The organism is Streptococcus sp. KHUD_012 (genome assembly GCF_052588255.1).
Genome location: NZ_CP159355.1, coordinates 1152321 through 1177238, shown reverse-complemented (window position 1 = coordinate 1177238; position 24918 = coordinate 1152321). Strand labels below are relative to the sequence as shown.

Below are 24918 nucleotides of genomic sequence, written 5' to 3'. Positions count from 1 at the left end.
CTTTCAATGAATTGTCAGTTATCTTATTTTGCACCGCGACCTTTAAGGACGGCTTCAATGATGGCCATACGGACAAAGACACCGTTAGTCATTTGTTCTACGATACGTGATTTAGGAGCTTCTACCAAGTGGTCCGCAATTTCAACGTCACGGTTGACTGGTGCTGGGTGCATCAAGATCGCAGTATCTTTCATACGGTCATAACGTTCTTGTGTCAAACCATGAAGACGGTGGTAGTTTTCTTTAGAGAAGAGTGATTCATAATCATGACGTTCGTGTTGCACACGCAAGAACATCATCACATCCACTTCTTCAATGACTTCATCGATAGTGACGAAACTTCCATAGTCTTCAAATTCCGCACTTCTCCATTCGTCTGGACCTGCAAAGTAAAGGGTTGCTCCCAAACGTTTCAAGATTTGCATATTTGATTTTGCCACACGTGAGTGATCCAAGTCCCCAGCGATACAAACTTTCAAGCCATCAAAGTGACCGAATTCTTGGTAGATGGTCATCAAATCAAGCAAGCTTTGGCTTGGGTGTTGACCTGAACCGTCCCCACCATTGACGATAGAGGCTGTGATCGTTGGGCTTTCAACCAATTCTTTGTAGTAGTCCACTTCAGGGTGACGGATGACGCAGACATCTACACCAAGAGCTGACATGGTCAAGATGGTATCGTAAAGTGTTTCCCCTTTGTTCACAGAACTTGTCTTCACATCAAAGTCAAGGAGATCACATCCCAATTTCAACTCTGCCACTTCAAAGGCTTTGTGGGTACGAGTTGAAGGTTCAAAGAAAAGGTTTGAGATGATGTGTTGGTCTTCGTAGGATGCTTTAGCTCCGTTTTTGAACTCAATCCCACGTTTGATCAATGCCATTACTTCTTCATTGGTAAGAGTTTCCATTGAGACAAGGTTTTTAAGAGCGATTTGATTTTCAGACATGTTGATTCTCCTTTTATAATGTGAATGCAAATAATTTACAATTTGTTTAAGCTTCTTTGATGAGGACGCGGTCTTGACCGTCTAGCTCCACCATCTCGACAATGATTTCCTCTGACTTACTTGTCGGGATATTTTTCCCAACAAAGTCCGGACGAATCGGCAACTCCCGATGCCCACGGTCGACGAGAACCGCAAGACTCACTCGAGCAGGACGACCGTGACTGACCAGATTGTCAATGGCAGCGCGAATCGTGCGACCTGTATAGAGGACATCATCGATCAAAATGACTTCTCTATGAGCGATATCAACTGGTAAGACCGTCGTATCCTCAGTCGCCTTCATGTCATCTCGGAAAGGCTTGGTATCTAGTTCTGCTACAGGGACATCGATTTGTTCCAGCTGAGAGAGGCGTTCTTGGATCCGGCGAGCGATGTAAACACCACGCGTCTTGATCCCCACCAGCACAATCTGGCTCAAATCTTTGTTTCGTTCAATGATTTCGTAGGTGATCCGGGTAATGGCCCGTTTCATCGTCAAATCATCAACGACTTCTTTGGTTTTCATTCAGTCCTCCTTAGTTGTAAAAGAAAAACCTCCTTTTTCAAGGAGGTTCAGCAAATGGATGGTCTAAGAGGATAGAGTCTCGCTCTATGGTCCTAGCCATTGTTTTTCACAGTCTCCTTGCCTGCCTCACGGGACAGGATTAAAGGATTTATTTAATTGAGATAACTATATCACAGTTTCAAACGACATGCAAGAAAAAACTTAACATTTTTCAAAAAAATTTAAAAATATTTCTTTTCGTCCGAATAACGTTCGGCTTTTACTCAGAAACAGCCGATTTTCGCTTGATATTTTTGATCCCATAGAGCACATAGCCAGCCAAGAGATAGGCGATAAAAATGATCACCACCCATTTGCCAACAAAGGCCCAGCCGTATTTATTCACATTGATAAAGAAATAGGCAAAGGGACTATCTTTTGCACCTGGAATTGGCCACTTCAAGACCAATCCATTGAGAAGGGCAAAGAGCATGTAAGCCAGGGGAATCGAGGTCCAAAGGAAGGGATCGAGCTTACGGTATTGCTTGGCTTTATCAATCACTAAGGTATCAAAGAAGAACATCAAAGGAACGATGTAATGACAAAGGAAGTTTTCCAAACGATAAAACTTCTCTGGTGTCGCAAGAGGCGCCAACATAAAGTGGTAGATGACACAGGTGATCATAATGGACATGGTAACTGCGCCTTTCATGCGAAGGTAGCCCTGAGTCTGGGTCGAACGACCTCGAACCATGCGCCAAACCATGTCTCCCATAAAGAACATGACCAACATGTTAGATAAAATGGTGTAATAGAGCATCATGCCAAAGCCACCATGCTTGGTCAGTTGCAGATAAACGCCAAGTACACTTAAAATAAACAATAGAAAACGATAGCTAAATAATAGTTTGAATTTCATAGTATTCTCCTGAAAGAAAAGGGGCTAAGCCCTTCTTCTTATCTTTAGATTTTCTTCACAAATTCTGATTTGAGTTTCATTGCACCAAAGCCATCAATCTTACAATCGATGTTGTGGTCTCCTTCAACGATACGGATGTTTTTCACGCGCGTACCTTGTTTCAAATCTTTCGGTGCACCCTTCACTTTCAAATCTTTGATCAAAGTCACTGTATCGCCATCAGCCAATTTGTTTCCGTTGGCGTCAATCGCTACGACACCCTCTTCTTCTTCGACCTCAGCTGGGTTCCATTCATACGCACACTCTGGGCACACCAAGAGCGCTCCATCTTCATAGACGTATTCAGAGTTACATTTTGGACAGTTTGGTAAGTTATTCATTTTTATCTCCTTATTCAAATTAACTTTCATAGTATACCATGAAAGCGAAAATTTGACAAATCCTGCTCGACTGTAGCATTTTCAAGAAAAATGGAGGCGACTTGGCCTCCCTACATAGATCATATTTTTCAATCTTCCTGCAATTCTTGAATATCTCGAATCACGCGCACACCTGCTTGATTCTTCTCGCGCAGTTCAGCATCAGAGTATGGGAAGGTATTGATCAAGATACTCTCCATCCCGATACTTTGGGCAACAGCGACATCCGTCGTAAAGTCATTCCCCACCATGACCGTTTTCTCAGGGTTCAACTGGTGTTCTTTCATCACTTCCAAGAGAAACTCTGGCTGAGGTTTGCGAATACCTGCATCAGATGACAAGTAAATGGCATGGAAAAGTTCTCTCAAACCAACCAAATCAATCTCCGGATTGGTAAAATCTGCTTGGGCATTGGATAAGAGAAAGATTCGGCAACCTGCAGCTTTCATATCCTCTAATACTTCTTTCGTGTGAGGATAAAGCTCCAACCGTTTGCGAGAAAGGACACGGAAAGTCCGTGCAATCAAACGTCCCCACTCTTTGAGATGGGCAACACTATTCCCACTTGGATGACTTTCTAAATACAATTGCACAAAAATGACCGTCAGATCAATCTCTGGGTAGGCAACTTGTTTTTCCTTAGCCAAGTCTTCTTCGGCTTGTTGCACCAATTCTCTATAACGTAGGCGAAGACCTTCTCCTGTGTAACTTGCCCCGTAGGATTGGTAGATCTGGGCCATGGTATCCCATAAAATGGGACTCGACTCATCGGTTTCGATGTCGACCAAGGTTCCATAAAAATCAAAAATATAGTTTTTAAATGCGTACTTGTGCGGATTCATCTCTCACTCCCGTAACAAACATCGTAAAGGTTGCCTTGCAGACATTGACACCGTCTTGATTGGTAATATCAACATCCACAACTCGAGTCGTCCGTCCACTGTGGACACATTCGCCATGGATCGTGAGGACATCACCCAGACGCCCAGCTTTCAAGTAATTAATCGAGGATTGCAAGGTCACACCATCGACCCCCTGAGAAACCACGACCAAACCACTGACTTGGTCACACAAGGTAAAGAGATAGCCTCCATGCGCATTTCCATAATAATTGAGTGATGATTCCACGACCTTGGTTGTCACCACTACATAGCCATCTCTCATCTTTTCAATTTCGTAATTTTCAAATGCAGCAATTGCATCAAAGTGAAAATCTTTCATATACTTGCCACCTTTTCTAGCATCTTTTTAACTCCTCTATCATACTACAATTAAAGACTAGATACAAGAAAAGGGGCAGTTCCTTAGAGCTAAAAAGAACTAGATAGGTCTAGCTCTTTGCTTAAAATCTTAATTTTTCCCAGCCATCGTCTGTCCGTTTGCGATAATAGAACTCAGACAAGTCCGGGTCTTCCATCACTTCCAGCAGAGGAAGCATGTCGTAGGACAAGTCCAACTTTTCTAATTGGTCCTTCTCAACCCAAGAAACTTCTCCTTCTTCAGATGATCTGAGCTGGCCTGTAAATTCTGTCGCTTTGTAGCAAAAGACAATATAGCGGCCTCCCTCATCTGGCTCCCAGTCTTTAAGTGCGACCAGTTTTGGATCTGCAATTGTCAGTCCTGTCTCTTCGTAGACTTCACGAATGACGGATTCTACAAGGCTTTCTCCTTCTTCGATATGGCCACCTGGAAAAGCATGGCCAGCCCAGTGAGTCTTTTCAGGTGAGCGGTATTGGAGGACTACTTTCCCATTTTCAAGATCTTCAACCATGCAAAGATTGCACAGTATAGTAGGCGTTGTACGTGACATATATTTCCTTTCTATGATATTGACAATTAATCAATATAAACTTTTTTCTTTATCTCTTTTTTCATCACAAAGGGATTTACCAGCTCATGGTATTCATCATAGGCATCCAAAAGAGAGCCTCTCTGAAAGACAATTGACTTCTCTTTTAAATAATATTCCGAGTGAATCGTTACCGGACCATGGCCATCAAAGGTAAAGAACAACTCAATGAAAAATGCTAGAATCAGGCTAGCAAAGAGACTAAAAAGTAGCCCCACTACATTCTTCCAATTGACTGTGTGAGTTCGATAAAAGCGATACCAGATGTGACATAGAATCGTCCCAACCACTAGATACAACCAGGGATTCCAGAGGAGCGGCGTAAAGGCATAACCATAGAAGTCCAAAAGGAAGTTAGCAAAAACAAAAAGCAACAAAATCAGATACAAGATCCGAAACAGGTTCCGATACTTTCTCATGTTTAATCTTCCCTTCGTAATAATTGGTTTAAACTGGATCTCCTAAAGAAACATCAACAGAATATGATAACCTAACCGGAGCCAATGGTCTATAAGGGGCGTATCCGGATCACTTTTTTTGCTGTCTAAGAATAGACTTAGCGATAATAAAAGTAAGCTAAGTGCTATAACTATTTTAAGAACCAATCTCATACCACCAAGAGCCAAAGAAACTATTGAACCAATTAGTGGTAAAGGGGAAAATATAAATGCCACTAAGCCGAAATAGATCTTAATCAATGATAAAACCAATAAACCATAAACAACAATCTTCGTAAAAAGAGAGACCCTTTTATCTTCTTTTTTCAGTTTTGAAATGAAATAGATGACATAGATCATATACATAAACAGCAACATATTTATCTCCCCTATTTCCCATGGATTTTAATTCTATTTTACCCAACATCCGTTAAGAATACAACCGCTTGCCTAGAAATGTCCAACAAAGACAAATACAGGATCAGAGTTTCTTCACTTCTGCTGCTACCTTTTGGAGATGCTGTTCCCGCATGCTAGCGGTATTCACATCGCGGCCGACTTCTCCCAAGATGCAGACGCGCTTGGTTTTAATCCCACAGTGGTTCAAGACGGCATTCTTCAAAACAGAAATGCCATAACTATCTGGAATGTTGAGAGGGCCTGAAAAGATCTTGTACCACCAAGTAGGCGCCATGGAGGTCGCATAAATACTGGCCGTTTTTCCTTTGAGCAACTTCTTGAATTGCTTGCCTCTGAGGTAATTCCAGATAAAGCTTCCCTGATCATTGGCCGAGTAGGCAATCCCCGGTGTAAAGACCCGATCGATCCAGCCCTTCATAAGGCTCGGCATACTACTCCACCAGATGGGATAAACAAAGATCAAGTGATCCGCCCACTGGATTAATTCTTGGGAACGAAGAATAAAAGGATCTTCCTCCATCCGCTTTCGATAGCCATAGCGAAGAACCGGATCAAAGTCCTCTTCATTGAGACTGATCACTTTAAGCTCGTGGCGATTTGAGTCAATCGTTTCGACAATGGTTTGGAAAATAGCCTGACAGTAACTTTCCTTATCGGGATGCCCATTGATGACTAAAATTTTCATTCGTCTCCTCCTTCATTTCTTTGGTTCATTCTATCTCTTTTATATTTTTACTTGATTAATCGATAATGTTTCAAAGATTGATAGATACGTCCTTTAGGAATTTTAATTTGAAGAACACATCATCCGCAATTCCTTAACAGGTTTTCCAAGGTCAAGTATTTGTTCTTGGCCATCAAAAGTAAAACCCATTTTTTGATAGAAAGCAATGGCTCGCTTATTCTCTTTCAATACCCATAAATAAATTTCAGAGAATTGATCAAGAGCAACAAATGCAGCATGCATTAACTGTTTACTCACACCTTTTCCATAGTAATCTTTTAAAACATATAAGGCAATGATTTCACCAGCTTGAATGGTCTCATCACGAAAATTTCCATAGCTGATAAATCCAACGACCTTCTTTCCATCCATCGCAATCAAGGTATTTTCTGGATATTTTTGACTAAAGAATCGACATTTTTCTAATGTCATCGTCTCCTGAAAATCCGCGGGTAAAAGATCGTCATAAGCCTCTCTCCACGTTTGCCAATGAACGAGAGATTTTCCTTCTATCTCTTCAGGAGTTTCCATTGTTTTAATGATAATCTTCATTCTTGCCTCCCACTAATCCAAAGCCTTGACTTCCAACATCATATCGCGAATTTGCGCTGCCAGCTCGAAATCAAGCACTTCGACGGCTTCTTGCATTTGGCCTTGCAGTTTCTTGACCAGTTCCTTACGCTCTTGGCGGTTGAGACTAGTGATATCCACTTCCTTATCCTCTTCCTTGGCCACAGCCTTGGTAACAGAGATGAGGTCACGGATTTCCTTCTTGATGGTTTGTGGGACTATTCCATGCTCTTCATTATAGGCCATTTGAATCTGACGACGGCGGGCCGTTTCATCGATCGCACGTTGCATAGACTGGGTCATGGTGTCCGCATACATAATCACGTGACCCTCACTATTACGGGCTGCCCGTCCAATAGTCTGGATAAGCCCACGCTCGTTACGAAGGAAACCTTCCTTGTCCGCATCGAGAATGGCAACTAGACTAACTTCTGGTACGTCTATCCCTTCCCGAAGAAGGTTGATACCGACAAGTACATCAAAAACACCCAGACGCAAATCACGGATGATTTCTGTCCGCTCTAAGGTCTTAATGTCCGAGTGCATGTATTTGACCTTAACACCCATTTCTTTAAAGTAGTCAGTCAAGTCTTCAGCCATCTTCTTGGTCAAGGTGGTGACAAAGGTCCGCTCTCCACGTTCTACACGCGCATTGATCTCACCCAAGAGATCGTCCATTTGTCCCATAGTTGGGCGCACTTCCACTTCTGGATCCAGAAGACCAGTCGGACGAATGATTTGCTCGATGACGGTGTCCGTTTGTTCCATCTCATAGTCACCTGGTGTCGCTGACACATAGACAATCTGGTGGACATGGCTTTCAAACTCCTCTCGACGCAGTGGCCGGTTGTCCAAGGCCGACGGCAAACGGAAGCCATAGTTGACCAACATCTCCTTGCGCGAGCGGTCTCCATTGTACATGCCCTTGATTTGGCCCATGGTCATGTGACTTTCGTCAATCATAATGAGGAAATCTTCAGGGAAGAAGTCCAAAAGGGTGTACGGGGGCTCTCCTTCACTCCGTCCATCCATGTGACGAGAATAGTTCTCCACCCCATTGGTGTAGCCCATTTCCCGTAGCATTTCAATATCATACTCGGTCCGTTGTTTCAGGCGTTGGGCTTCCAGCAGTTTTCCTTCCTTCTCAAAGATAGCTAACTGTTCTTCCAGCTCAGCCTGAATCTTGGCAATGGCCACTTCCATATGGTCGTCATTGGTCACGAAGTGAGTGGCTGGGAAAATGGCTAAGTGGTCCACATCTCCTAGAACCTGGCCGGTCAAAGCTTCAATCTCACGAATCCGCTCAATCTCATCCCCGAAAAACTCGACTCGAAAGGCATGCTCATCACGCGAAGCTGGGAAAATCTCGACCACATCCCCCCGAACACGGAATTTCCCCCGTTGAAAGTCGATGTCATTGCGCTCAAACTGAATGTCCACCAAGTCATTGAGCAAACGATCACGAGAAATCTCCAGTCCTGGACGCAAGCTCACTACGCTATCCGAGTATTCTTTGGGAGAACCCAAACCATAGATACATGAAACAGACGCGACTACAATGACGTCATTTCGTTCTAAAAGAGCGGAGGTTGCAGAGTGACGAAGCTTGTCAATCTCATCATTGACCGAACTATCTTTTTCGATATAGGTATCGCTCGATGGCACATAGGCTTCTGGCTGGTAGTAATCGTAGTAAGAGACGAAATACTCAACCGCATTTTCAGGGAAAAATTCCTTAAACTCCCCATAGAGCTGACCTGCTAGCGTTTTATTGTGGGCGATGACCAGGGTCGGTTTATTGACCTGGGCAATGACCTGGCTCATGGTATAGGTCTTCCCCGTACCAGTTGCCCCCATCAAGATTTGGGCCTTTTCGCCACCTTCTATGTTATCCACCAACTGTTCAATGGCCTGCGGTTGGTCCCCAGACGGTTGGTATTTGGATACTAGTTTAAATTTGTTGTCTATTACTCGATTAATCATCTCTTTGTCCTCACATATATAGACCTTATTTTACCATAAATCACCAGAATTCTCTGAGATGAGGAATGAAGAGAGAAAACAACATGTTACAGAACGATCCATTAAATTGGTACATGAGCGAATTACAATCTAATTAATTGGACACTCATTAGCATAAAAACTAAACAAGACTCTCGCAATTACTTCGAAAGTCTTGTCTTTTATTCTAAAACCATGCAATACGTAATAAACATCAACGTCAATGACTTACAGAAGTAGCAAGTTTGCTCATCAGTATCTTTTTATTTACTACTTAACTTCTTGATTCCTTACCAAGAAGTAGAGTGTTGCACCGAGTGAACATACAAATCCAATAACGTAAATACAGAGTTGCAAATAGGAAGCTCTCCCTAGTATTGTATCCGCAATAATATTGTAAAATAGATAACTAGTCATTGGTTCCACTACTCTTTCTATGAAAGGTTGTACCAAAATAGGAAATAGCAGCAAAATAGCTAAACTCCCCATTGGACTTTTGAAAAAATAACTTAAGAAGTAAGAAATCAAAAAATATTGGATGGAGCCAATCAAATAGAAACTGAAAAGTTCTAAACTGACACCATTTTCGCTACTAAAAAAATGAAACCATATAAGCAATACAATGAAATACAAGGTTGATTGTAGTACTACATCACATAACTCTACGAACAGGATCCTAATTGAACTTAAGATCCTTTTTCCACTTACCAAATAAACTAGTTTTGTTTCGTGTGATTGTAACTCAACAAATGCATTAACACACCCTATACTAACAGAGAGCATTGAGGCAAAAACAAGAGCTTGCTTTATAGATAATTGTACAACAGTATCATTGATTGTAACTGGTAAAACACTTAAAAGACACACAAAACCTATCAAAAATGACTGTATAGTTATCTGGTACTTCACGGGTTTTAAACTATATTTTTTGATGATAAGACTTCTAAATAAACTTGCCATTCTTCCTCCCCATTCGAATCTTTTCTACAACAATTATCAATACTAAGAATACGACTCCTTCAACAACTAGAAGAGTAAATCCATACAATTGACTCATTTGAGTCCCTTCAATTCGACCAAAAGCAAATGATTTAGCCCCAATCAAAGGTAACAGATTCTCTATGTTAGAAGAAATTCCTCTTAGAATACCTGATAAGGTGATTACCAATAATAAAACGTCTGCAATTAATGCAGTCATTGATTTTTTCGTTACGATTACGAAAAGTAAAGCTAATAAAGTAAGAACGATTGCAAATATCATAACTCTTACCGTGACGTCTAAAAACAATGTCAATTCTAAAAAATTCTTTAGAGTTGAATCTAGAAAAACGAATAAAATAACAGCGTTTACTATAGAAAATATTAAAGTAGAGAGTAACGATAGGACAATCGAACTTGCAATAAACCCAGTAAGACGAACTTTCCAGTTAGGAATCAATAACTGGCTAAAAAAATCATCACCAAATTGATAATGGGTTGAATAAACAAGTGAAACAAGAATTGGCAAGAAAATAACACTTGCTTGGTAGGGTGAAGATAAGAGAGCATCCCTGACTGTATACACTGGATTCGATGAGAACATAGATGGATCAAGGTTAACCGCTTGGCCATTTCCTTCTGCTAAGGCATTTATCACCTGGATATTTTGAATTGAAAAAAATATGCTGACTCCCAAAATAAGAAAAAAAGTGAATTTAAAAGTAGGTAAACTACAATATTTATAGAGGTCACTAAAAAAGGAACGCTTCAACATATTATTCACCTTCTTTCCCTTCGAGTGCCTTAAAATATGCCTCCTCAAAAGATCCAAACTGTTTCAAAATGTCTTTGGTAGGAGCATCAATAACAATCTTCCCATTAGAAATCCCAACCAAATGATCTACAGTTAATTCTAACTCACTCATATAATGACTTGTCATTAATACAGTCTTACCTTCATTGACAAAAGACTGCAAAAAATTGCGTACCCAGCGTATTCCTTCTGGATCTAGTCCATTGATTGGTTCATCTAAAATTAAGATGTCAGGATTTGCTAATAAGGCTGTTGCTAAACCAAGACGTTGCTTCATTCCTAATGAATAGTCTTTTACTTTTTTATTTTTAGCTTCACTTAACCCCACCAACTCTAAACATTCGTTGCACCTATTTTTGTCAACGCCACAAGCCAAGCCAATCCACCGAAGATGCTGAAATCCTGTTCTAGTTGGATAAGGTTGACAACTATCTAGGAATGATCCAACAATACAAAAAGGATTATCTCCCAATTGAGAGTATTTTTTTCCATCGATCAACGCCATTCCCATTTGACTATTTTCTAAACCAAGTAAAATTCTAATTAAAGTTGATTTTCCAGATCCATTCGGTCCAATCAATCCGGTAATCTCACCTTTTTTGGCTTTGAAAGACACGTTTTGAAGGACAATTTTATTATTATATTCCTTATGTAGCTTTTGAATTGTTATCATTCATTCTTTTTCCTTTCTGACTTTTAGTGAAATTCCACCTTCACTTGGAGCAAGTATAACAGGAGAAAATCAGGAAATTCTCAGAATAATTATTTTTTTCATTTTCAACAAATTGCATTCTAGATTTGCTATAATATGCTCATATAATTGGAGGAACTATGAAGTATAAAATTTTAGCCATTGACGATGATGAAAAAATCTTACGATTAATAGCGAATACATTAAAAGCGAACAACTTTCACGTGGAAACTCGTAAAAATATAGAGGAGATTAATATCTGTGACTTTACTGGATTCGATCTAATTTTACTTGACGTCATGATGCCTATTTCTGGTTTAGAAATCTGTCGTTCCATTCGTTCACAAATTACTACTCCAATTCTATTTCTAACAGCTAAAGATTTTGAAGAAGATTTACTAAAAGGAATACAAGCCGGAGCCGATGATTACATCACAAAACCATTCAGCATAAAGGAATTGATTGCAAGAATTCAAATGCATCTTCGGAGGGAAGAAAGATCTCACAACGCCTCTAAAGAAGAGATGGATTCAAATATAACTTTTTATCGAGATAGTCAAGAAGTTTATTATCAATCAAAGAGAATTTCATTAACCAAGCGAGAGTTTGATTTACTTTATCTTTTAGCAAAAAATGAAAACCGAATATTTAGCATAGAAGAACTTTACAATTATCTTTATCCTGTAGACTCTGATGCACAACTACGATCCATTACTGAATACATCTATCAAATCAGACAAAAATTTAAGATTCATCAAATTGATCCCATCAAAACAGTATGGGGAGGAGGATACAAATGGAAAAAGAATTGACAATCAAGCAACTCATTAAGCGTACCTACCTTAAAATCATTTGGCAATTTCTTCTATGTCTGATACTTTTTTACATAGTTCCAGCTCTTCTATCTTCTGTATCTGGAATCAATGAGAAAAATGCTAATCGCTTTGCTTTATTTTTTAGCGTCAGTTCTTGGATTTATCTTTGCATCATTTTAATTTTTATCATTGTAATAAATATTAGACAATTATTAACCAAGATTCAAAAAGAAATGAACATGGTTTATCATAGTGGACTATATTTCACCAAAAATGAACATCACCATTTGCAGATTAAAGAATTCATTGAAACAAACGATCTGATTGAAAAAATGCAATCTGATATAAAAAATAGAATTCAAAATGAAAAAGATCAAAAAAAAGAACTCATGTTTCAAGTATCTAGCGCTGCACATGATCTTCGTAGCCCTCTAACTGTTATCAGAGGAAATGCTGAATTCTTACAATCCACTGAGCAAACACCTCAAACAATGGAATGTCTAAAAGATCTTGAGCAAGCAAGCATTCAGTTAAACGATTATTTTAACCACTTTATCCAATATTCCAAGACCTTTTACGACCATGATATTCAACTTGAAAATATATCGATTCAACAATTAACTCATCAATTGAAGGAACATATTACTCCGTTACTCCCTAGAAGTACACAATTTGTTTTTTCAAATACAGTAACTCCATCAACACAAATTGCCATTCATTCCAATCTATTTTTTCGAGCAATCACCAATATTATTAATAATGCAATACAACATCAAAAAGAAAATGATGCAAAGATCCAGCTAACAATGTCACAAGAAAATAATCGATTAGTTCTAACCATATGGAATAATCAATCTACTTTTTCAAAAAATGTATTACACCATGCTGGAAATCTTTTCTATAAAGAGGACCAAGCAAGAACACCCTCTCAAGAAAGTCACTTTGGACTTGGTTTATCTTTCGTGAAACGCGTCATGAAACTTCATAATGGAACTATGCATTTAGAAAATATTCATAATGGTGCACAAGTCAAGCTAATCATTCCCATTATTATATAGAAAAAGCCGAACTCATCAATATGTGTTCGACTCAGAAGGCAGACAAACGTCATTTTTGGTGTTTGTCTTTTTCTTATATGACTATCAGCCATTTCACACTTATTATTCAACAGCTCTTTCATTTCTTTCCCCTAAGAGGTAAACAATCAGGACGGATAATAGAAGAACCAGAGTTGTGATGATCGATCCTTCCGCTCCAAATGCCCCTCCGGTCAGCCAGTCAGGTCCTGACCCCATGGTAAAGCTGAAGATAGAGGCATCTGCCCCCGTCCCACTGACTTGAAAACCAAGGAGATTTCCTTGTACATAGTTCCAAGTCCCGTGTTGGGCGACTACAAGCCAGATACTATCGGTATAGATAAAAAGCAGACCAGCTAGCACCCCATCAAGGATGATATTCAGAACGGATAAGAAGGTCACTCCTGCATTACCCATATGCAGAATGCCAAAGAGACTACTAGAAATCGCGATTGCTAAGGGAAGATTGCTTCTTGCAGCAATCCGAGTCAGGAGCCAACCCCGCGTCGCTACTTCTTCCGTCCCTCCTTGGAGGAGCCAAAATGGGAATAAACCTAGAATAAAGAGGATGGGTTCTAAACTTAATTCATTTAGCTCAAAAGTCCCAATTCCGCCCACTTGGTAGACAAGGGCAATCATTCCCATTTGAAGAAGGGAAAGCAAGATCCCCCAACCTAGATACTTGAGCCAATTTCTTTTTACAAAACCTAAGCTTGATAAGGAATTCTTCTCTATTACTTTCACCCAAACAATAAAGAGTAAGAGAATAAATACAAAACTGAAGAGCTCATAATAGAGAATATAATGGAAGAAAAACTCTTGAATACTTGCAACCCCATTTCCTGGTGAGAAGAACTCGGTTAGATAACTTATTGCAGTGGAAAATGGTCCCACCAATTCACTACTGAGCCATAGTCCCCCTTCTATAAAGAAGGAAGCTAAAAACACGTAGAATAGTGTAGAAACGAAAACTGACACAGAAGTTTTCGTTTTGATACCTTGAATGATCAACCCTTTCTTCATCTAGTAACCTCCATTTATCTGAATAGGTCCATTGTAGCAAAGAAAATCCAGACCTGCAACACCACCTCATGTCAGAAAACCTAACATCGAAAGCTGATTTTTCTTGCTAAACTGATACTTTTCTGATATAATAGCTTTTATAGAAAAACATAAAATCATTCATACTCTATTTGGTATGAATGTTTTGTTTTTTCAGGCCATCCTTTGGTCAATGCACTCATGGGTCAAACACCCAAAGAGAAATGAAGAAAAAGGAGACAGAAATGAAGAAAAAATTACTAGCCTATTTGCTTTTCTTATTTCCACTGGTAGCATTCGCTGGTCATGCTCATGCTGAGACGATCAAGGTCGTTTTCGACACAGCTTATGCACCATTTGAATTTAAAGATTCAGATCAAACCTATAAAGGAATTGACGTAGAAATCTTGGACAAGGTCGCTGAAATCAATGGCTGGGATTTAGATAAATCCTTCCCTGGATTTGATGCTGCAGTCAATGCTGTCCAAGCTGGTCAAGCAGATGCCATTATGGCCGGAATGACCAAAACAACTGAACGTGAAAAAGTCTTCACCATGTCTGATACTTACTACGATACAAAAGTTGTCATTGCGACGAAGAAAGCTGACAAAATCACGAAGTACAGCCAATTAAAAGGGAAGACCGTCGGTGTCAAAAACGGTACTGCAGCTCAACGCTTCCTCGATAAAAACAAGGACAAATACGGCTACAAGATCAAGACTTTTGATACGGGTGATCTCATGTACAACAGTTTAACAGCTGGTGCAGTGGATGCGGTCATGGATGATCAACCCGTCATTCAATATGCCATCCAAAAGGGTCAGGACCTAGCTATCAATATGGACGGGGAAGCAGTCGGTGGCTTTGCCTTTGGTGTTAAAAAAGGTGGAAATCATGAAAAGTTGATCACTGAATTTAACAAGGCCCTCGCTCAAATGAAAGCTGATGGAACACTTGATGAGATCATCAAGAAATGGACCGGTGAAAGCCAATCAACTGCTAACAGTGCTGTTCCAACAACAACTACTCCTGCTGGACAAAAAGCAACGCCTAAAAAGTCAACATATAGTATCTCAAGTGACTCATCTTTTGCACCATTTGTCTTCCAAAATAGGAAAAATAAGTATACAGGGATCGATATGGACTTGATCAAGGCCATTGCCAAAGACCAAGGATTTACCATTGAAATTGATAACCCTGGATTTGACGCTGCGGTAAGTGATGTCCAATCTGGTCATGCGCAAGGAATGATCGCAGGGATGACCGTGACCGATGCTCGGAAAGAAACATTTGATTTTTCTGAACCATATTATACTGCTAACTCTATTCTTGCAGTCCAAAAGGATAGCAAGATTGATTCTTACGATGACTTAAAAGGTAAGACGGTCGGTGTTAAAAACGGAACTGCATCGCAAACCTTCCTTGAAAAGAATAAAAATAAATATGGCTACAAGATCAAAACGTTCTCTGACGGGGCTTCTATGTACGACAGTTTGAATTCTGGTTCTGTCGCTGCGATTATGGATGACGAACCCGTCATCAAATACGCTATTAAACAAGGACGTAAATTCAAAACACCTATCGAAGGAACTCCAAGTGGTCAACTAGCATTTGCCGTTAAAAAAGGTGAAAATCCTGAATTGATCGAGATGTTCAATAACGGTCTTGCAAACTTGAAGAAAAATGGCCAATACCAAAAGATTCTCGATAAATATCTTAAGTCAGATAGCAAATCAAGTACTTCAAGTACAGCCGTAGATGAAACAACAATCTGGGGCTTGCTCCAAAACAACTACAAACAATTGCTAAGTGGTTTGGGTGTAACCCTTGCCCTTGCACTTCTCTCTTTCGCGATTGCTATGGTGATCGGTGTTATCTTTGGGATGTTTAGTGTTAGCCCTTATAAATGGCTCCGCTGGACAGCAGAAATCTTTGTCGATGTTATTCGTGGGATCCCATTGATGATCCTTGCTGCCTTCATCTTCTGGGGAATTCCAAACTTGATTGAATCTATCACAGGTCATCAATCCCCAATCAATGACTTTGTCGCAGGTACCATCGCCCTCTCCCTCAATGCTGCTGCTTATATCGCAGAAATTGTCCGTGGGGGGATCCAGGCTGTACCGATTGGACAGATGGAAGCCAGCCGAAGCCTTGGAATCTCTTATGGCAAGACCATGCGTAAGATCATCTTGCCACAAGCAACCAAACTCATGCTTCCAAACTTTGTGAACCAATTCGTCATTGCGCTGAAAGATACGACGATCGTTTCTGCGATCGGATTGGTCGAACTCTTCCAAACTGGTAAGATCATCATTGCTCGAAACTATCAAAGTTTCAAGATGTATGCTATCCTTGCCGTTTTCTACCTTGTGATTATCACCTTGCTAACACGATTTGCAAAAAAATTAGAAAAGAAGGTTAACTAATGGCTAAATTAAAAATTGATGTCCATGACCTCCACAAATACTACGGTGAAAATGAGGTCTTAAAAGGAATCTCAACAAAATTCTACGAAGGGGATGTGGTCTGTATTATCGGACCGTCCGGTTCTGGTAAATCGACCTTCCTTCGGAGTCTTAATCTCCTCGAAGAAGTTACAAAAGGTCAAATTACCGTAAATGGATATGATCTAACCGATCCAAAAACCAATGTTGATTTGGTCCGTGAAAATATCGGGATGGTTTTCCAACACTTCAACCTCTTCCCTCACATGAGCGTCCTAGAAAACATTATGTTTGCGCCAGTAGAGCACAAACTGATGACTCGCGAAGAAGCTCAAAAAGTCGGGATGGAATTATTGGAAAAAGTTGGTCTCGCAGATAAAGCCGATGCCAATCCAAACAGCCTTTCCGGTGGTCAAAAACAACGTGTGGCCATTGCCCGTGGACTCGCCATGAATCCTGATATTATGCTCTTTGACGAACCGACTTCTGCCCTTGACCCTGAAATGGTTGGAGATGTATTGAACGTTATGAAAGAGTTGGCAGAGCAAGGGATGACCATGATCATTGTTACCCACGAGATGGGATTTGCCCGCCAAGTAGCCAACCGCGTCATCTTCACCGCAGATGGTGAATTCCTCGAAGACGGCAAACCAGACCAAATTTTCGATAACCCCCAACACCCACGTTTGAAAGAATTCTTGGATAAGGTTTTAAACGTTTAAAAAGATAAACTAACGAGTAGTTTTTGAAGCATCTAGCAAAATTGCTAGATGTTTTTTTTAGACTAAAAAAGAATTTTCAAACCTGAAAATGCTTAGAATGCGGACTAACTATTTTAAAATAAAATAAGTAAAGCGTTTCTAAAAGGAACAACAATGATTTTAATTTTTAAAATGAATCAAGAAAATATTGAAACTTTCCGCTGTGAGAAAAGTGCTAGAAACAAATCAGTTTCTAGCACTCGGGAGTTTTGAAACTTTAGGTTCAAAACTAAGTCATGGAACTTCCTGGATTGCTGAAATCATCCACTGGATAATTTCACCTAACGTCCGTACTCACCTAAGGAAAGTTTTGAATATGTCTTTATCTTCAATCTAAGCATTTTCAAATCTGAAAATGCTTTTCATATTAACTAATCTGTTGCTGAGCTGTCTGCATCTTGTAGTAAACACCTTGTGCTTGCATTAGCTCTTCATGAGTGCCATGCTCAACAATATCGCCATCCACCATGACAAGGATCATATCGGCATTTTGAATGGTCGATAAGCGGTGGGCAATGATGAAGCTGGTCCGTCCCTTCATAAGCTGATGAAAGGCATCTTGAATCAAGACCTCAGTCCGAGTATCAATAGACGATGTCGCCTCATCCAAGATCAAAATCTTAGGAACCGAAAGGAAAACACGCGCAATCGTTAAAAGTTGACGTTGACCTTGGGACAAAGACTCTCCAGCATCTGAAAGATAAGTATCATACCCTTGTGGCAACTGCCGGATAAAGAAATCCGCATTGGCTGCTTTGGCTGCTTCTATCACTTCTTCTCTGGTCGCATCTGGACGAGAAAAAGCGATATTTTCATGAATGGTCCCAACCTTGAGCCAGGTTTCTTGTAGAACCATGCCAAACTGATGGCGGTAAGAAGCACGGGTGTAGTCCGTAATTGGCACCCCATCAATCGTGATCTCTCCAGAATTAACAGGGTAGAAACGCATGAGCAGATTAATCAAGGTCGATTTTCCTGCTCCTGTAGGCCCTACAATGGCCACTTTACTGGCAGCTGGAACCTGAATGGTTAAATCTTTGATCAAGGTCCTCCCCAAATCATAGCCAAATGAGACATGCTCAAAACCAATCGCACCTTTGACATCCTGACTTTCCAGAACCCGTTGCCCCGTCTCTTCGACCTCAGCTTGATCCAAGACGCTGTACAAGCGCTCTGCACAGGCAAGGGCACTTTGGAGTTCTGACAAGACAGAGGAGATATCATTAAAGGGCTTGGTGTATTGGTTGACATAATTGAGGAAGGTCACCAATTGACCAACAGTAAAGTGAGATCCCGAAATAATGCGTACAGCACCAAATCCAGCCACTACTGCATAAATCAAGGCATTCACAAAGCGAGTGGCAGGGTTGACAGTTGAAGAATAAAAGACAGCGGATTGGGAATAATTGGCATAGCTTTCATTAGTCCCTTTAAAAGCCGTACGGAATTGATCCTGAGCATTAAAGGACTGGATCAAACTTTCCTGGGTCAAGGACTCTTCGATCAACTGAGTTTGAAGACCACGCGCCTTGGTCTGCTTTTGGAAAAGCATATAAGAACGCTTGGCAATAAAACGAGCAATCAACAGGGATAAAGGAGTCAAGACCAGAACCGCCACCATCATAAAGAAATCCAATTCTGCCATGGTCACGATAGTGACAAGAATGGTTAAGAGGCCAACAAAGAACTGGTTAAAGACCATCAGAAGACCACTGTTGAGTTGCTCTACATCGGTCGTGAGGCGACTGACGAAGTCCCCGCTTCCTTGTTTATCTAGATAAGACAATGGTAATCGGTGTACTTTTTCCATCACTTCTGCTCTTAGGCTTTGGCTAAAACGATAGACCAATTGATTGTAGACAAGAGGATTGATCCATTGGATCAAGGTATTGGCCACAATGACCAGAACCATTTGGATCAAAACAGGCCATAAGACTTTCATCCCTTGAGGATTGATGACTAAATCAACCGCATGTCCGATCAGGATCGGTAACCAGACCGTTAAGGCCACTTGAGCGATGGTTCCAAGACTAGCTAGAATCAGGAGCCCGGGATGGTTGGCAAAATCTCTAAACAGACGTTTTACATAACTAGAACGTTTTTGACTCATGCTTCCTCCCTCCCGTGTTGTGAATAATGAATTTCTTGATAAATCTCATTGGTAGACAAGAGGAAATCATGATTTCCCAGTCCTACTTGATGACCCTTGTTCAAGACTAAAATCTGATCAGCAGACTTGAGACTATTGGTTCGTTGAGATACTAGGATCAAACTCGTATCACTCAATTCTTCTTTTATCGATTTTAAGAGACGTGCTTCCGTCAAATAATCCAAGGCAGAAGTTGAATCATCCAAAATCAAGAAAGGAGCCTTCTTCAAAAGGGCACGCGCAATGGTCAAACGCTGACGTTGCCCACCTGAGAAATTTCGACCAAAGGCTTCCACTTGCCCATCGAGTTGTCCTTCTTTTTCACGGACAAAATCAGCCGCCTGAGCTGTTTCTAGGGCCCACCACAAATCATCATCCGATAGATTTTCTTCCATCCCTAGTAAGAGATTCGAGCGGATAGTCCCTCTAAAGAGCTCTGCCTTCTGTGGGACAAGAGCTACCCACTCCCGCCACTCCTTAAGAGTTTTAGGAGAGTGACCTTGATGAAAGAGGGCTAATTTTCCCTGACTCACGGCATACAAATGACTCAATAACTGAACCAGGGTAGACTTCCCAGATCCTGTACCACCGATAATTCCCAACATCTGTCCATGATCCAGATCAAAGGAAATATTTTCTAGAGCTGGGTTTGAAGCCGTTGGATAAGTGAAAGAAACTTTCTGGGCGCTAATCGCTTCTTGCTCTCTTGCAGTTTCTTCTGGCAAAGCTTCTAAGAGGTCTTCTTCCTTCAAATCAAAAATCTCTTGGACACGCTTGGCTGAAATATAGCTGACATTTAAAGACGTGACCAGCATAGCCAGCTTGATCAATTCTGTTAAAATTTGTAATAAATAATTGACCAAAGCGACCAACATCCCTTGGGTTAAAAGACCAGCAGAGATATTCAATTGTCCTTGCCAAATGACACAAACCAAGGTCGTATTGACCACAAGGAAGGTCAAGGGGCTCACCAAACTAGACCAGATACCAGCGCGAATTTGCCAGATCTTGTAGTCCTGATTGACCTCTCTAAAATCCTCTAATTCACTATCATCTTGTCCAAAGGCTCGAATCACCCGCATCCCTTGAAATTGCTGACGCGTCACCGTAACCATCCGGTCTGTGATTTTCCGAATCTTAGCAAAGAGCGGATTGACAATCCGTGACATGATCACAATAATCAGGGTTAAAATCGCTACCATCCCCAAGAACCAAAGCGTTAATTTAGGACTGATGGTGAAGGCCATGATGATAGCTCCAAAGACAATAATCGGTGCCCTCAAAAAAAGCCGCAAAAAGAGATTGATCCCAACCTGGATTTGATAGGTATCAGAGGTAAGGCGTGTTACCAAACTAGAAGTACCGATCCTATCGCGCTTGTCCTTTGGAAGTGATAAGATCTTATCATACAAATCCTTGGTCATCTCGCGGGTAAAGCCGACTGCTGCCTTAGAAGAAAAATACTGGGCTGTAATAGCTACGACGACACCAAAGCTCGCAAATAAAAACAAAACACCGACCGTCATCACCACTGCGCTCGTTTCCTTTTTCGGAATGACCTGATCGACTAAGTGGGCGATGATTAAGGGGACACACAATTCAAAAATAGCTTCTAAAAGCTTAAACACGGGCCCTAGAAAAGTTTCCCATAGATAGCCCTTAAAATACTTCAATAATGATTTCATACAACTCGATTCTTTATTTATAGATATACATATTTTACCACAAATTCTTAAGATGAAAAAACTCTCCCTACAGAGCAGAGAGAGTTGAATACTGACCAGATAAAGGTCAGAAATCTTATTCCTTCTTTGTTACCTTGCTTAAGGTCTTGCCCATTTTCCCCAACCCAAACATCAAGAGAGGGAAAGAGAAAAGCGTTATAAGGCCTAATACAAGAAAGACTGCTACAAAGCCAAAGCTATCAATGAACCAACCGGTCAGTGGGAAAATGACAATCATAGATAGACTAAACATCATCGAATTGATACTCAGCATGGTTGCTCGCACACTGGATGGCAGATATGCTTGTAAATCATTGTAGTAGATGGGTTGGTAAACGGCATAAAGAGCATTGGTCAAGAGATAGACACACAGATAGGCGAATGGAGTCTTTACACCTACCAAAAACAAGGCCAACCCAGTCAGTGCAACCAGAATCGGAAAGACTTGATTACTATTCCATTTTTTCCCGATTTGACTGGCCAAATAAACCGCCAGGAGATTGAATCCACTACCAATTAACATGATAAGCGAAACTTGCCAACTGGCTAAGTCACTGATTTTCTGTTGGTAGTAAAAATAAAACATACACATGATGGTCCCTACCAACTGATAGGTGAGCATCCAGTAAAACAAGACTGGTTTGTCCTGCCATTCTTGTTTCACTACCTCCAATATCCGCTTTAAGGTCAAGTGACTTCGTTCATCACTCTTGCTCTCTGGCTCCTTCATGAGAAAAATCAAGAGTATGGAAAGCAAGGAAAGTCCAATGGAAATATAGTAGGTCCAAGCCAATGCTCCGTGAATAAAGAAGCCTGCCACGACTGTACCTAACGTTCGGGTGACTTCGGCCACACCAGACAAGAAGCTAGAAATCTGAAGATAACGGTCTTTTTGACCTGCTTCTACCGCTGAATCAAATAAGAAAGCGGTACTGGTCCCCGAGTCAAAATTATAAGACCAAGCATTGACCATCATAGCAATGGCATAGATCCAAAAATTCCCCTGACCAAATAAAATCAAGATTGAAGATCCAATGCTAGACAAGCGAGCCAAATAGAGATTGGTCTTGTAGCTAAAGCGATCGGCTAACATACCAGATGGAATCTCGCACAAGAGACTCGTCCCATGAAAGATACTCTCTAATAAACCAATCTGAAGCAAAGAAAGACCATTTTGAATAAAAAAGAGAATCCAAAAACTGGTGATTCCAAAATAAGATGTAAATTCCAGACCTGCTAGGAGTGAAATATTGCGTTTGTAAGTTCTTTTAAACATTGTTTTTCCTCTTTCAATAGATTATATAAGTGTTTCTAAAAGACTTACTTAGATTTGCCTACATCTTCTCCACCTCCTTCATTTTTTCTTGATTCATTTCTTGACGCAGCTGGGCCACTTGATTAGACAAGGACACCAACAATTCGGTTTGCAACTTTTGAATTTCCAGTAAATCCGTCTGGTCTTGTTGCACCATATGGTCAATCTTCGTATGCAACAAGCGAATTTCTCTTTCCGACTCCATATTGACGTTAAAGTCATTTCGCGCTTGCAAGCGATCGTAATCTGCCGCCCGGTTTTGGCTCATCATGATCAAAGGAGCTTGAATCGCCGCAATCGTAGAAAGTGCTAGATTGAGCAAGATGAAAGGGTAAGGATCAAAATTCCAGCCAAAGGGATGCAAGACATTAATCAACATCCAAATAGCCATCATCAGGATAAAACTAATGATAAAAGTCCATGAACCACCAAAGTGAGCAACAGAATCCGCCACACGTTGGCCAAAAGTATAACTGGCTGTCAAGCGATCTTCAACGTTAAAGGGACGCTCGCTTTCAGGCATGACACCTGTCACCTGCTGTTTAATGGCTTCGTTTTTATCATTGGCACGCTCAATAATCTGTCCAAGATAATCCATACAATATTGGCTCAAATTTTTATAGGTGATAAAATCATCCATTTGACTTTCCGGGTAGGAGGTCTTGAGCATCTGTTGAATGCTATGGTCTAGATCTGCGATCAAAGACCCCTGACCATCCTCGTATTCTTTCCCATCAATGATATCTATTTTCAGCATTGAAATTCCTTTCATAGTTTTTAGGAGCAGATATAAAAGTTAAAAACGCCTAATGGCGTTTTTACGTCTATTAAGGTTTGATACGGTGCAACATACGTGGGAATGGAATGGCTTCACGAATGTGTTTTGTACCAGCCGCGAAGGTTACCATACGCTCGATACCGATACCAAAGCCACCGTGTGGGACTGTACCGTATTTACGAAGATCAAGGTAGAATTCATACTCTGTACGATCCATGCCAAGTTCATCCATTTTTGCAACAAGGGCATCGTAGTCTTCCTCACGCATAGAGCCACCGATGATTTCTCCATAGCCTTCTGGAGCAAGCAAGTCTGCACAAAGCACGCGCTCTGGATTTCCAGGAACTGGTTTCATGTAGAAGGCCTTGATAGCTGCTGGGTAGTTCATGACAAATGTTGGCACACCAAAGTGGTTTGAAATCCAAGTTTCATGTGGTGAGCCGAAGTCATCACCATGTTCCAAATGCTCATAATCCGCATCTTCATCATTTTCATGCTCTTGCAAGAGATCAATGGCTTCATCATAAGTGATCCGTTTGAATGGTTCAGCAATGTAGCGTTTCAAGAGCTCTGTATCACGTTCCAAGGTTTCCAAGGCTTGAGGTGCACGGTCCAAAACACCTTGAAGAAGGGCTTTTACATAAGCTTCTTGCAAGTCAAGTGATTCATCGTGTGTCAAGTAAGAGTACTCAGCGTCCATCATCCAGAACTCAGTCAAGTGACGGCGAGTCTTAGATTTTTCAGCACGGAATACTGGTCCAAAGTCAAAGACGCGACCAAGGGCCATAGCACCAGCTTCGAGATAAAGCTGACCTGATTGGCTCAAGTAAGCTGGTGTTCCAAAGTAGTCTGTTTCAAAAAGTTCTGTAGAATCTTCTGCCGCATTTCCTGAAAGAATTGGGCTATCAAACTTCATGAAGCCGTTCTTATCGAAGAACTCATAAGTTGCATAGATAATGGCATTACGGATTTGCATGACAGCGACTTGTTTGCGTGAACGCAACCACAAGTGGCGGTTGTCCATCAAGAAGTCTGTCCCGTGTTCTTTAGGAGTGATTGGGTAATCTTGAGATTCACCGATCACTTCGATGTCTGTAATATCCAATTCGTAACCAAATTTAGAACGCTCGTCTTCTTTGACAATCCCTGTTACAAAGACAGAGGTTTCTTGGCTCAAGCGTTTGATGGTGTCAAATTTTTCAAGCCCCACTTCTTCGCCGAATTTTTCGATAAAGTTTGGTTTAAAAGCCACACCTTGGAAAAAGGCAGTCCCGTCACGCAATTGCAAGAAAGCAATTTTTCCTTTACCTGATTTGTTGGCCACCCAAGCACCGATGGTCACTTCTTGACCAACATAGTCTTTTACTTCGATGATAGTAATCCGTTTTGTCATCATTCATCTTCCTTTTCTCGTTAAACTTGTCCGAAGACATTATCTTCTTAATTGTATCATAAAAAGGCTTTCAGTGCTAGGCTCTACCTGTGAAAACCAGATTTTT

General features: G+C 40.8%; 24 protein-coding genes. 4 read left to right on the top strand and 20 right to left on the bottom strand.

Going from position 1 to position 24918, the window contains the following annotated elements:
* Window positions 1-23 precede the first annotated feature (23 nt).
* From ABVF55_RS05615 to ABVF55_RS05550, 14 genes are all read right to left on the bottom strand, one after another.
* Entirely contained in the window at window positions 24-947 is a 924-nt protein-coding gene (locus ABVF55_RS05615) for an aspartate carbamoyltransferase catalytic subunit (protein ID WP_003001617.1), read from the bottom strand.
* 46 nt (window positions 948-993) lie between these two features.
* Window positions 994-1512, bottom strand: a complete 519-nt coding sequence (gene pyrR / locus ABVF55_RS05610) for a bifunctional pyr operon transcriptional regulator/uracil phosphoribosyltransferase PyrR (RefSeq protein WP_003001719.1) — start codon at window positions 1510-1512, stop codon at window positions 994-996.
* A gap of 259 nt (window positions 1513-1771) precedes the next feature.
* The gene (locus ABVF55_RS05605; protein WP_445285020.1) at window positions 1772-2410 is read right to left on the bottom strand and encodes a Pr6Pr family membrane protein; all 639 of its coding nucleotides are present in this window, start codon (window positions 2408-2410) and stop codon (window positions 1772-1774) included.
* Window positions 2411-2454: 44 nt separating this feature from the next.
* Window positions 2455-2790, bottom strand: a complete 336-nt coding sequence (locus ABVF55_RS05600) for a zinc ribbon domain-containing protein YjdM (protein ID WP_003016288.1) — start codon at window positions 2788-2790, stop codon at window positions 2455-2457.
* Between the two features lie 128 nt (window positions 2791-2918).
* A complete protein-coding gene (locus ABVF55_RS05595) occupies window positions 2919-3671 on the bottom strand; it encodes an HAD family hydrolase (RefSeq protein ID WP_445285019.1) in 753 nt (250 codons plus the stop codon).
* Window positions 3646-4050 (bottom strand): PaaI family thioesterase, encoded by a 405-nt coding sequence (locus tag ABVF55_RS05590; RefSeq protein WP_445285018.1) that lies wholly within the window; start codon window positions 4048-4050, stop codon window positions 3646-3648. Before ABVF55_RS05590 ends, ABVF55_RS05595 begins: the two co-directional genes overlap by 26 nt.
* A gap of 121 nt (window positions 4051-4171) precedes the next feature.
* Complete coding sequence (locus ABVF55_RS05585; RefSeq protein ID WP_173018895.1) at window positions 4172-4639, bottom strand: 8-oxo-dGTP diphosphatase; 468 nt, start codon at window positions 4637-4639, stop codon at window positions 4172-4174.
* A gap of 26 nt (window positions 4640-4665) precedes the next feature.
* Window positions 4666-5097, bottom strand: coding sequence for a hypothetical protein (locus ABVF55_RS05580; protein ID WP_155169684.1), 432 nt, complete (start codon window positions 5095-5097; stop codon window positions 4666-4668).
* Between the two features lie 499 nt (window positions 5098-5596).
* Complete coding sequence (locus ABVF55_RS05575) at window positions 5597-6220, bottom strand: NAD(P)H-dependent oxidoreductase (protein WP_155169682.1); 624 nt, start codon at window positions 6218-6220, stop codon at window positions 5597-5599.
* 102 nt (window positions 6221-6322) lie between these two features.
* The gene (locus ABVF55_RS05570; protein WP_155169679.1) at window positions 6323-6811 is read right to left on the bottom strand and encodes a GNAT family N-acetyltransferase; all 489 of its coding nucleotides are present in this window, start codon (window positions 6809-6811) and stop codon (window positions 6323-6325) included.
* Between the two features lie 12 nt (window positions 6812-6823).
* The gene (gene uvrB, locus ABVF55_RS05565; protein WP_201087568.1) at window positions 6824-8812 is read right to left on the bottom strand and encodes an excinuclease ABC subunit UvrB; all 1989 of its coding nucleotides are present in this window, start codon (window positions 8810-8812) and stop codon (window positions 6824-6826) included.
* Window positions 8813-9100: 288 nt separating this feature from the next.
* Window positions 9101-9790: a hypothetical protein gene (locus ABVF55_RS05560; RefSeq protein WP_445285017.1), complete on the bottom strand. Its 690-nt coding sequence runs from the start codon at window positions 9788-9790 to the stop codon at window positions 9101-9103.
* The gene (locus tag ABVF55_RS05555) at window positions 9774-10583 is read right to left on the bottom strand and encodes a hypothetical protein (protein ID WP_445285647.1); all 810 of its coding nucleotides are present in this window, start codon (window positions 10581-10583) and stop codon (window positions 9774-9776) included. The genes ABVF55_RS05560 and ABVF55_RS05555 overlap by 17 nt, the downstream gene beginning before the upstream one ends.
* A gap of 1 nt (window position 10584) precedes the next feature.
* Window positions 10585-11295 (bottom strand): ABC transporter ATP-binding protein, encoded by a 711-nt coding sequence (locus tag ABVF55_RS05550; RefSeq protein ID WP_023918267.1) that lies wholly within the window; start codon window positions 11293-11295, stop codon window positions 10585-10587.
* Window positions 11296-11453: 158 nt separating this feature from the next.
* Between ABVF55_RS05550 and ABVF55_RS05545 the strand changes: the two genes are divergently transcribed.
* A complete protein-coding gene (locus ABVF55_RS05545) occupies window positions 11454-12125 on the top strand; it encodes a response regulator transcription factor (protein WP_031575109.1) in 672 nt (223 codons plus the stop codon).
* The gene (locus tag ABVF55_RS05540) at window positions 12110-13186 is read left to right on the top strand and encodes a sensor histidine kinase (RefSeq protein ID WP_023918271.1); all 1077 of its coding nucleotides are present in this window, start codon (window positions 12110-12112) and stop codon (window positions 13184-13186) included. Before ABVF55_RS05545 ends, ABVF55_RS05540 begins: the two co-directional genes overlap by 16 nt.
* 102 nt (window positions 13187-13288) lie before the next feature.
* On the opposite strand, the gene ABVF55_RS05535 is transcribed toward ABVF55_RS05540, so the two are convergent.
* Window positions 13289-14227 (bottom strand): CPBP family intramembrane glutamic endopeptidase, encoded by a 939-nt coding sequence (locus ABVF55_RS05535; protein WP_445285016.1) that lies wholly within the window; start codon window positions 14225-14227, stop codon window positions 13289-13291.
* Between the two features lie 263 nt (window positions 14228-14490).
* Here ABVF55_RS05535 and ABVF55_RS05530 point away from each other — a divergent pair, with 263 nt between their 5' ends.
* Both ABVF55_RS05530 and ABVF55_RS05525 read left to right on the top strand, forming a co-directional pair.
* Complete coding sequence (locus tag ABVF55_RS05530; RefSeq protein WP_445285015.1) at window positions 14491-16674, top strand: amino acid ABC transporter substrate-binding protein/permease; 2184 nt, start codon at window positions 14491-14493, stop codon at window positions 16672-16674.
* Window positions 16674-17414: an amino acid ABC transporter ATP-binding protein gene (locus tag ABVF55_RS05525; RefSeq protein WP_003007564.1), complete on the top strand. Its 741-nt coding sequence runs from the start codon at window positions 16674-16676 to the stop codon at window positions 17412-17414. Before ABVF55_RS05530 ends, ABVF55_RS05525 begins: the two co-directional genes overlap by 1 nt.
* Before the next feature lie 406 nt (window positions 17415-17820).
* On the opposite strand, the gene ABVF55_RS05520 is transcribed toward ABVF55_RS05525, so the two are convergent.
* The 5 genes from ABVF55_RS05520 to asnS form a co-directional block, all read right to left on the bottom strand.
* Window positions 17821-19563 carry an ABC transporter ATP-binding protein gene (locus tag ABVF55_RS05520; RefSeq protein ID WP_445285014.1) on the bottom strand — a complete coding sequence of 581 codons (1743 nt, stop codon included), beginning with the start codon at window positions 19561-19563 and terminating at the stop codon, window positions 17821-17823.
* On the bottom strand, window positions 19560-21287 hold the full coding sequence (locus tag ABVF55_RS05515; RefSeq protein WP_445285013.1) for an ABC transporter ATP-binding protein: 1728 nt from the start codon (window positions 21285-21287) through the stop codon (window positions 19560-19562). The genes ABVF55_RS05520 and ABVF55_RS05515 overlap by 4 nt, the downstream gene beginning before the upstream one ends.
* 115 nt (window positions 21288-21402) lie before the next feature.
* Window positions 21403-22602 carry an MFS transporter gene (locus ABVF55_RS05510; protein WP_445285012.1) on the bottom strand — a complete coding sequence of 400 codons (1200 nt, stop codon included), beginning with the start codon at window positions 22600-22602 and terminating at the stop codon, window positions 21403-21405.
* A 58-nt stretch (window positions 22603-22660) separates the two neighbouring features.
* Complete coding sequence (locus tag ABVF55_RS05505; protein WP_320909133.1) at window positions 22661-23398, bottom strand: DUF1003 domain-containing protein; 738 nt, start codon at window positions 23396-23398, stop codon at window positions 22661-22663.
* A 70-nt stretch (window positions 23399-23468) separates the two neighbouring features.
* Window positions 23469-24815, bottom strand: coding sequence for an asparagine--tRNA ligase (gene asnS, locus ABVF55_RS05500; RefSeq protein ID WP_003007581.1), 1347 nt, complete (start codon window positions 24813-24815; stop codon window positions 23469-23471).
* Between the last annotated feature and the right edge of the window lie 103 nt (window positions 24816-24918).

Excerpts from the sequence above, each read along its gene's own strand:
- ABVF55_RS05615 (WP_003001617.1), bottom strand. The coding sequence starts at position 947 with ATGTCTGAAAATCAAATCGCTCTTAAAAACCTTGTCTCAATGGAAACT.
- pyrR (WP_003001719.1), bottom strand. The coding sequence starts at position 1,512 with ATGAAAACCAAAGAAGTCGTTGATGATTTGACGATGAAACGGGCCATT.
- ABVF55_RS05605 (WP_445285020.1), bottom strand. The coding sequence starts at position 2,410 with ATGAAATTCAAACTATTATTTAGCTATCGTTTTCTATTGTTTATTTTA.
- ABVF55_RS05600 (WP_003016288.1), bottom strand. The coding sequence starts at position 2,790 with ATGAATAACTTACCAAACTGTCCAAAATGTAACTCTGAATACGTCTAT.
- ABVF55_RS05595 (WP_445285019.1), bottom strand. The coding sequence starts at position 3,671 with ATGAATCCGCACAAGTACGCATTTAAAAACTATATTTTTGATTTTTAT.
- ABVF55_RS05590 (WP_445285018.1), bottom strand. The coding sequence starts at position 4,050 with ATGAAAGATTTTCACTTTGATGCAATTGCTGCATTTGAAAATTACGAA.
- ABVF55_RS05585 (WP_173018895.1), bottom strand. The coding sequence starts at position 4,639 with ATGTCACGTACAACGCCTACTATACTGTGCAATCTTTGCATGGTTGAA.
- ABVF55_RS05580 (WP_155169684.1), bottom strand. The coding sequence starts at position 5,097 with ATGAGAAAGTATCGGAACCTGTTTCGGATCTTGTATCTGATTTTGTTG.
- ABVF55_RS05575 (WP_155169682.1), bottom strand. The coding sequence starts at position 6,220 with ATGAAAATTTTAGTCATCAATGGGCATCCCGATAAGGAAAGTTACTGT.
- ABVF55_RS05570 (WP_155169679.1), bottom strand. The coding sequence starts at position 6,811 with ATGAAGATTATCATTAAAACAATGGAAACTCCTGAAGAGATAGAAGGA.
- uvrB (WP_201087568.1), bottom strand. The coding sequence starts at position 8,812 with ATGATTAATCGAGTAATAGACAACAAATTTAAACTAGTATCCAAATAC.
- ABVF55_RS05560 (WP_445285017.1), bottom strand. The coding sequence starts at position 9,790 with ATGGCAAGTTTATTTAGAAGTCTTATCATCAAAAAATATAGTTTAAAA.
- ABVF55_RS05555 (WP_445285647.1), bottom strand. The coding sequence starts at position 10,583 with ATGTTGAAGCGTTCCTTTTTTAGTGACCTCTATAAATATTGTAGTTTA.
- ABVF55_RS05550 (WP_023918267.1), bottom strand. The coding sequence starts at position 11,295 with ATGATAACAATTCAAAAGCTACATAAGGAATATAATAATAAAATTGTC.
- ABVF55_RS05545 (WP_031575109.1), top strand. The coding sequence starts at position 11,454 with ATGAAGTATAAAATTTTAGCCATTGACGATGATGAAAAAATCTTACGA.
- ABVF55_RS05540 (WP_023918271.1), top strand. The coding sequence starts at position 12,110 with ATGGAAAAAGAATTGACAATCAAGCAACTCATTAAGCGTACCTACCTT.
- ABVF55_RS05535 (WP_445285016.1), bottom strand. The coding sequence starts at position 14,227 with ATGAAGAAAGGGTTGATCATTCAAGGTATCAAAACGAAAACTTCTGTG.
- ABVF55_RS05530 (WP_445285015.1), top strand. The coding sequence starts at position 14,491 with ATGAAGAAAAAATTACTAGCCTATTTGCTTTTCTTATTTCCACTGGTA.
- ABVF55_RS05525 (WP_003007564.1), top strand. The coding sequence starts at position 16,674 with ATGGCTAAATTAAAAATTGATGTCCATGACCTCCACAAATACTACGGT.
- ABVF55_RS05520 (WP_445285014.1), bottom strand. The coding sequence starts at position 19,563 with ATGAGTCAAAAACGTTCTAGTTATGTAAAACGTCTGTTTAGAGATTTT.
- ABVF55_RS05515 (WP_445285013.1), bottom strand. The coding sequence starts at position 21,287 with ATGAAATCATTATTGAAGTATTTTAAGGGCTATCTATGGGAAACTTTT.
- ABVF55_RS05510 (WP_445285012.1), bottom strand. The coding sequence starts at position 22,602 with ATGTTTAAAAGAACTTACAAACGCAATATTTCACTCCTAGCAGGTCTG.
- ABVF55_RS05505 (WP_320909133.1), bottom strand. The coding sequence starts at position 23,398 with ATGCTGAAAATAGATATCATTGATGGGAAAGAATACGAGGATGGTCAG.
- asnS (WP_003007581.1), bottom strand. The coding sequence starts at position 24,815 with ATGATGACAAAACGGATTACTATCATCGAAGTAAAAGACTATGTTGGT.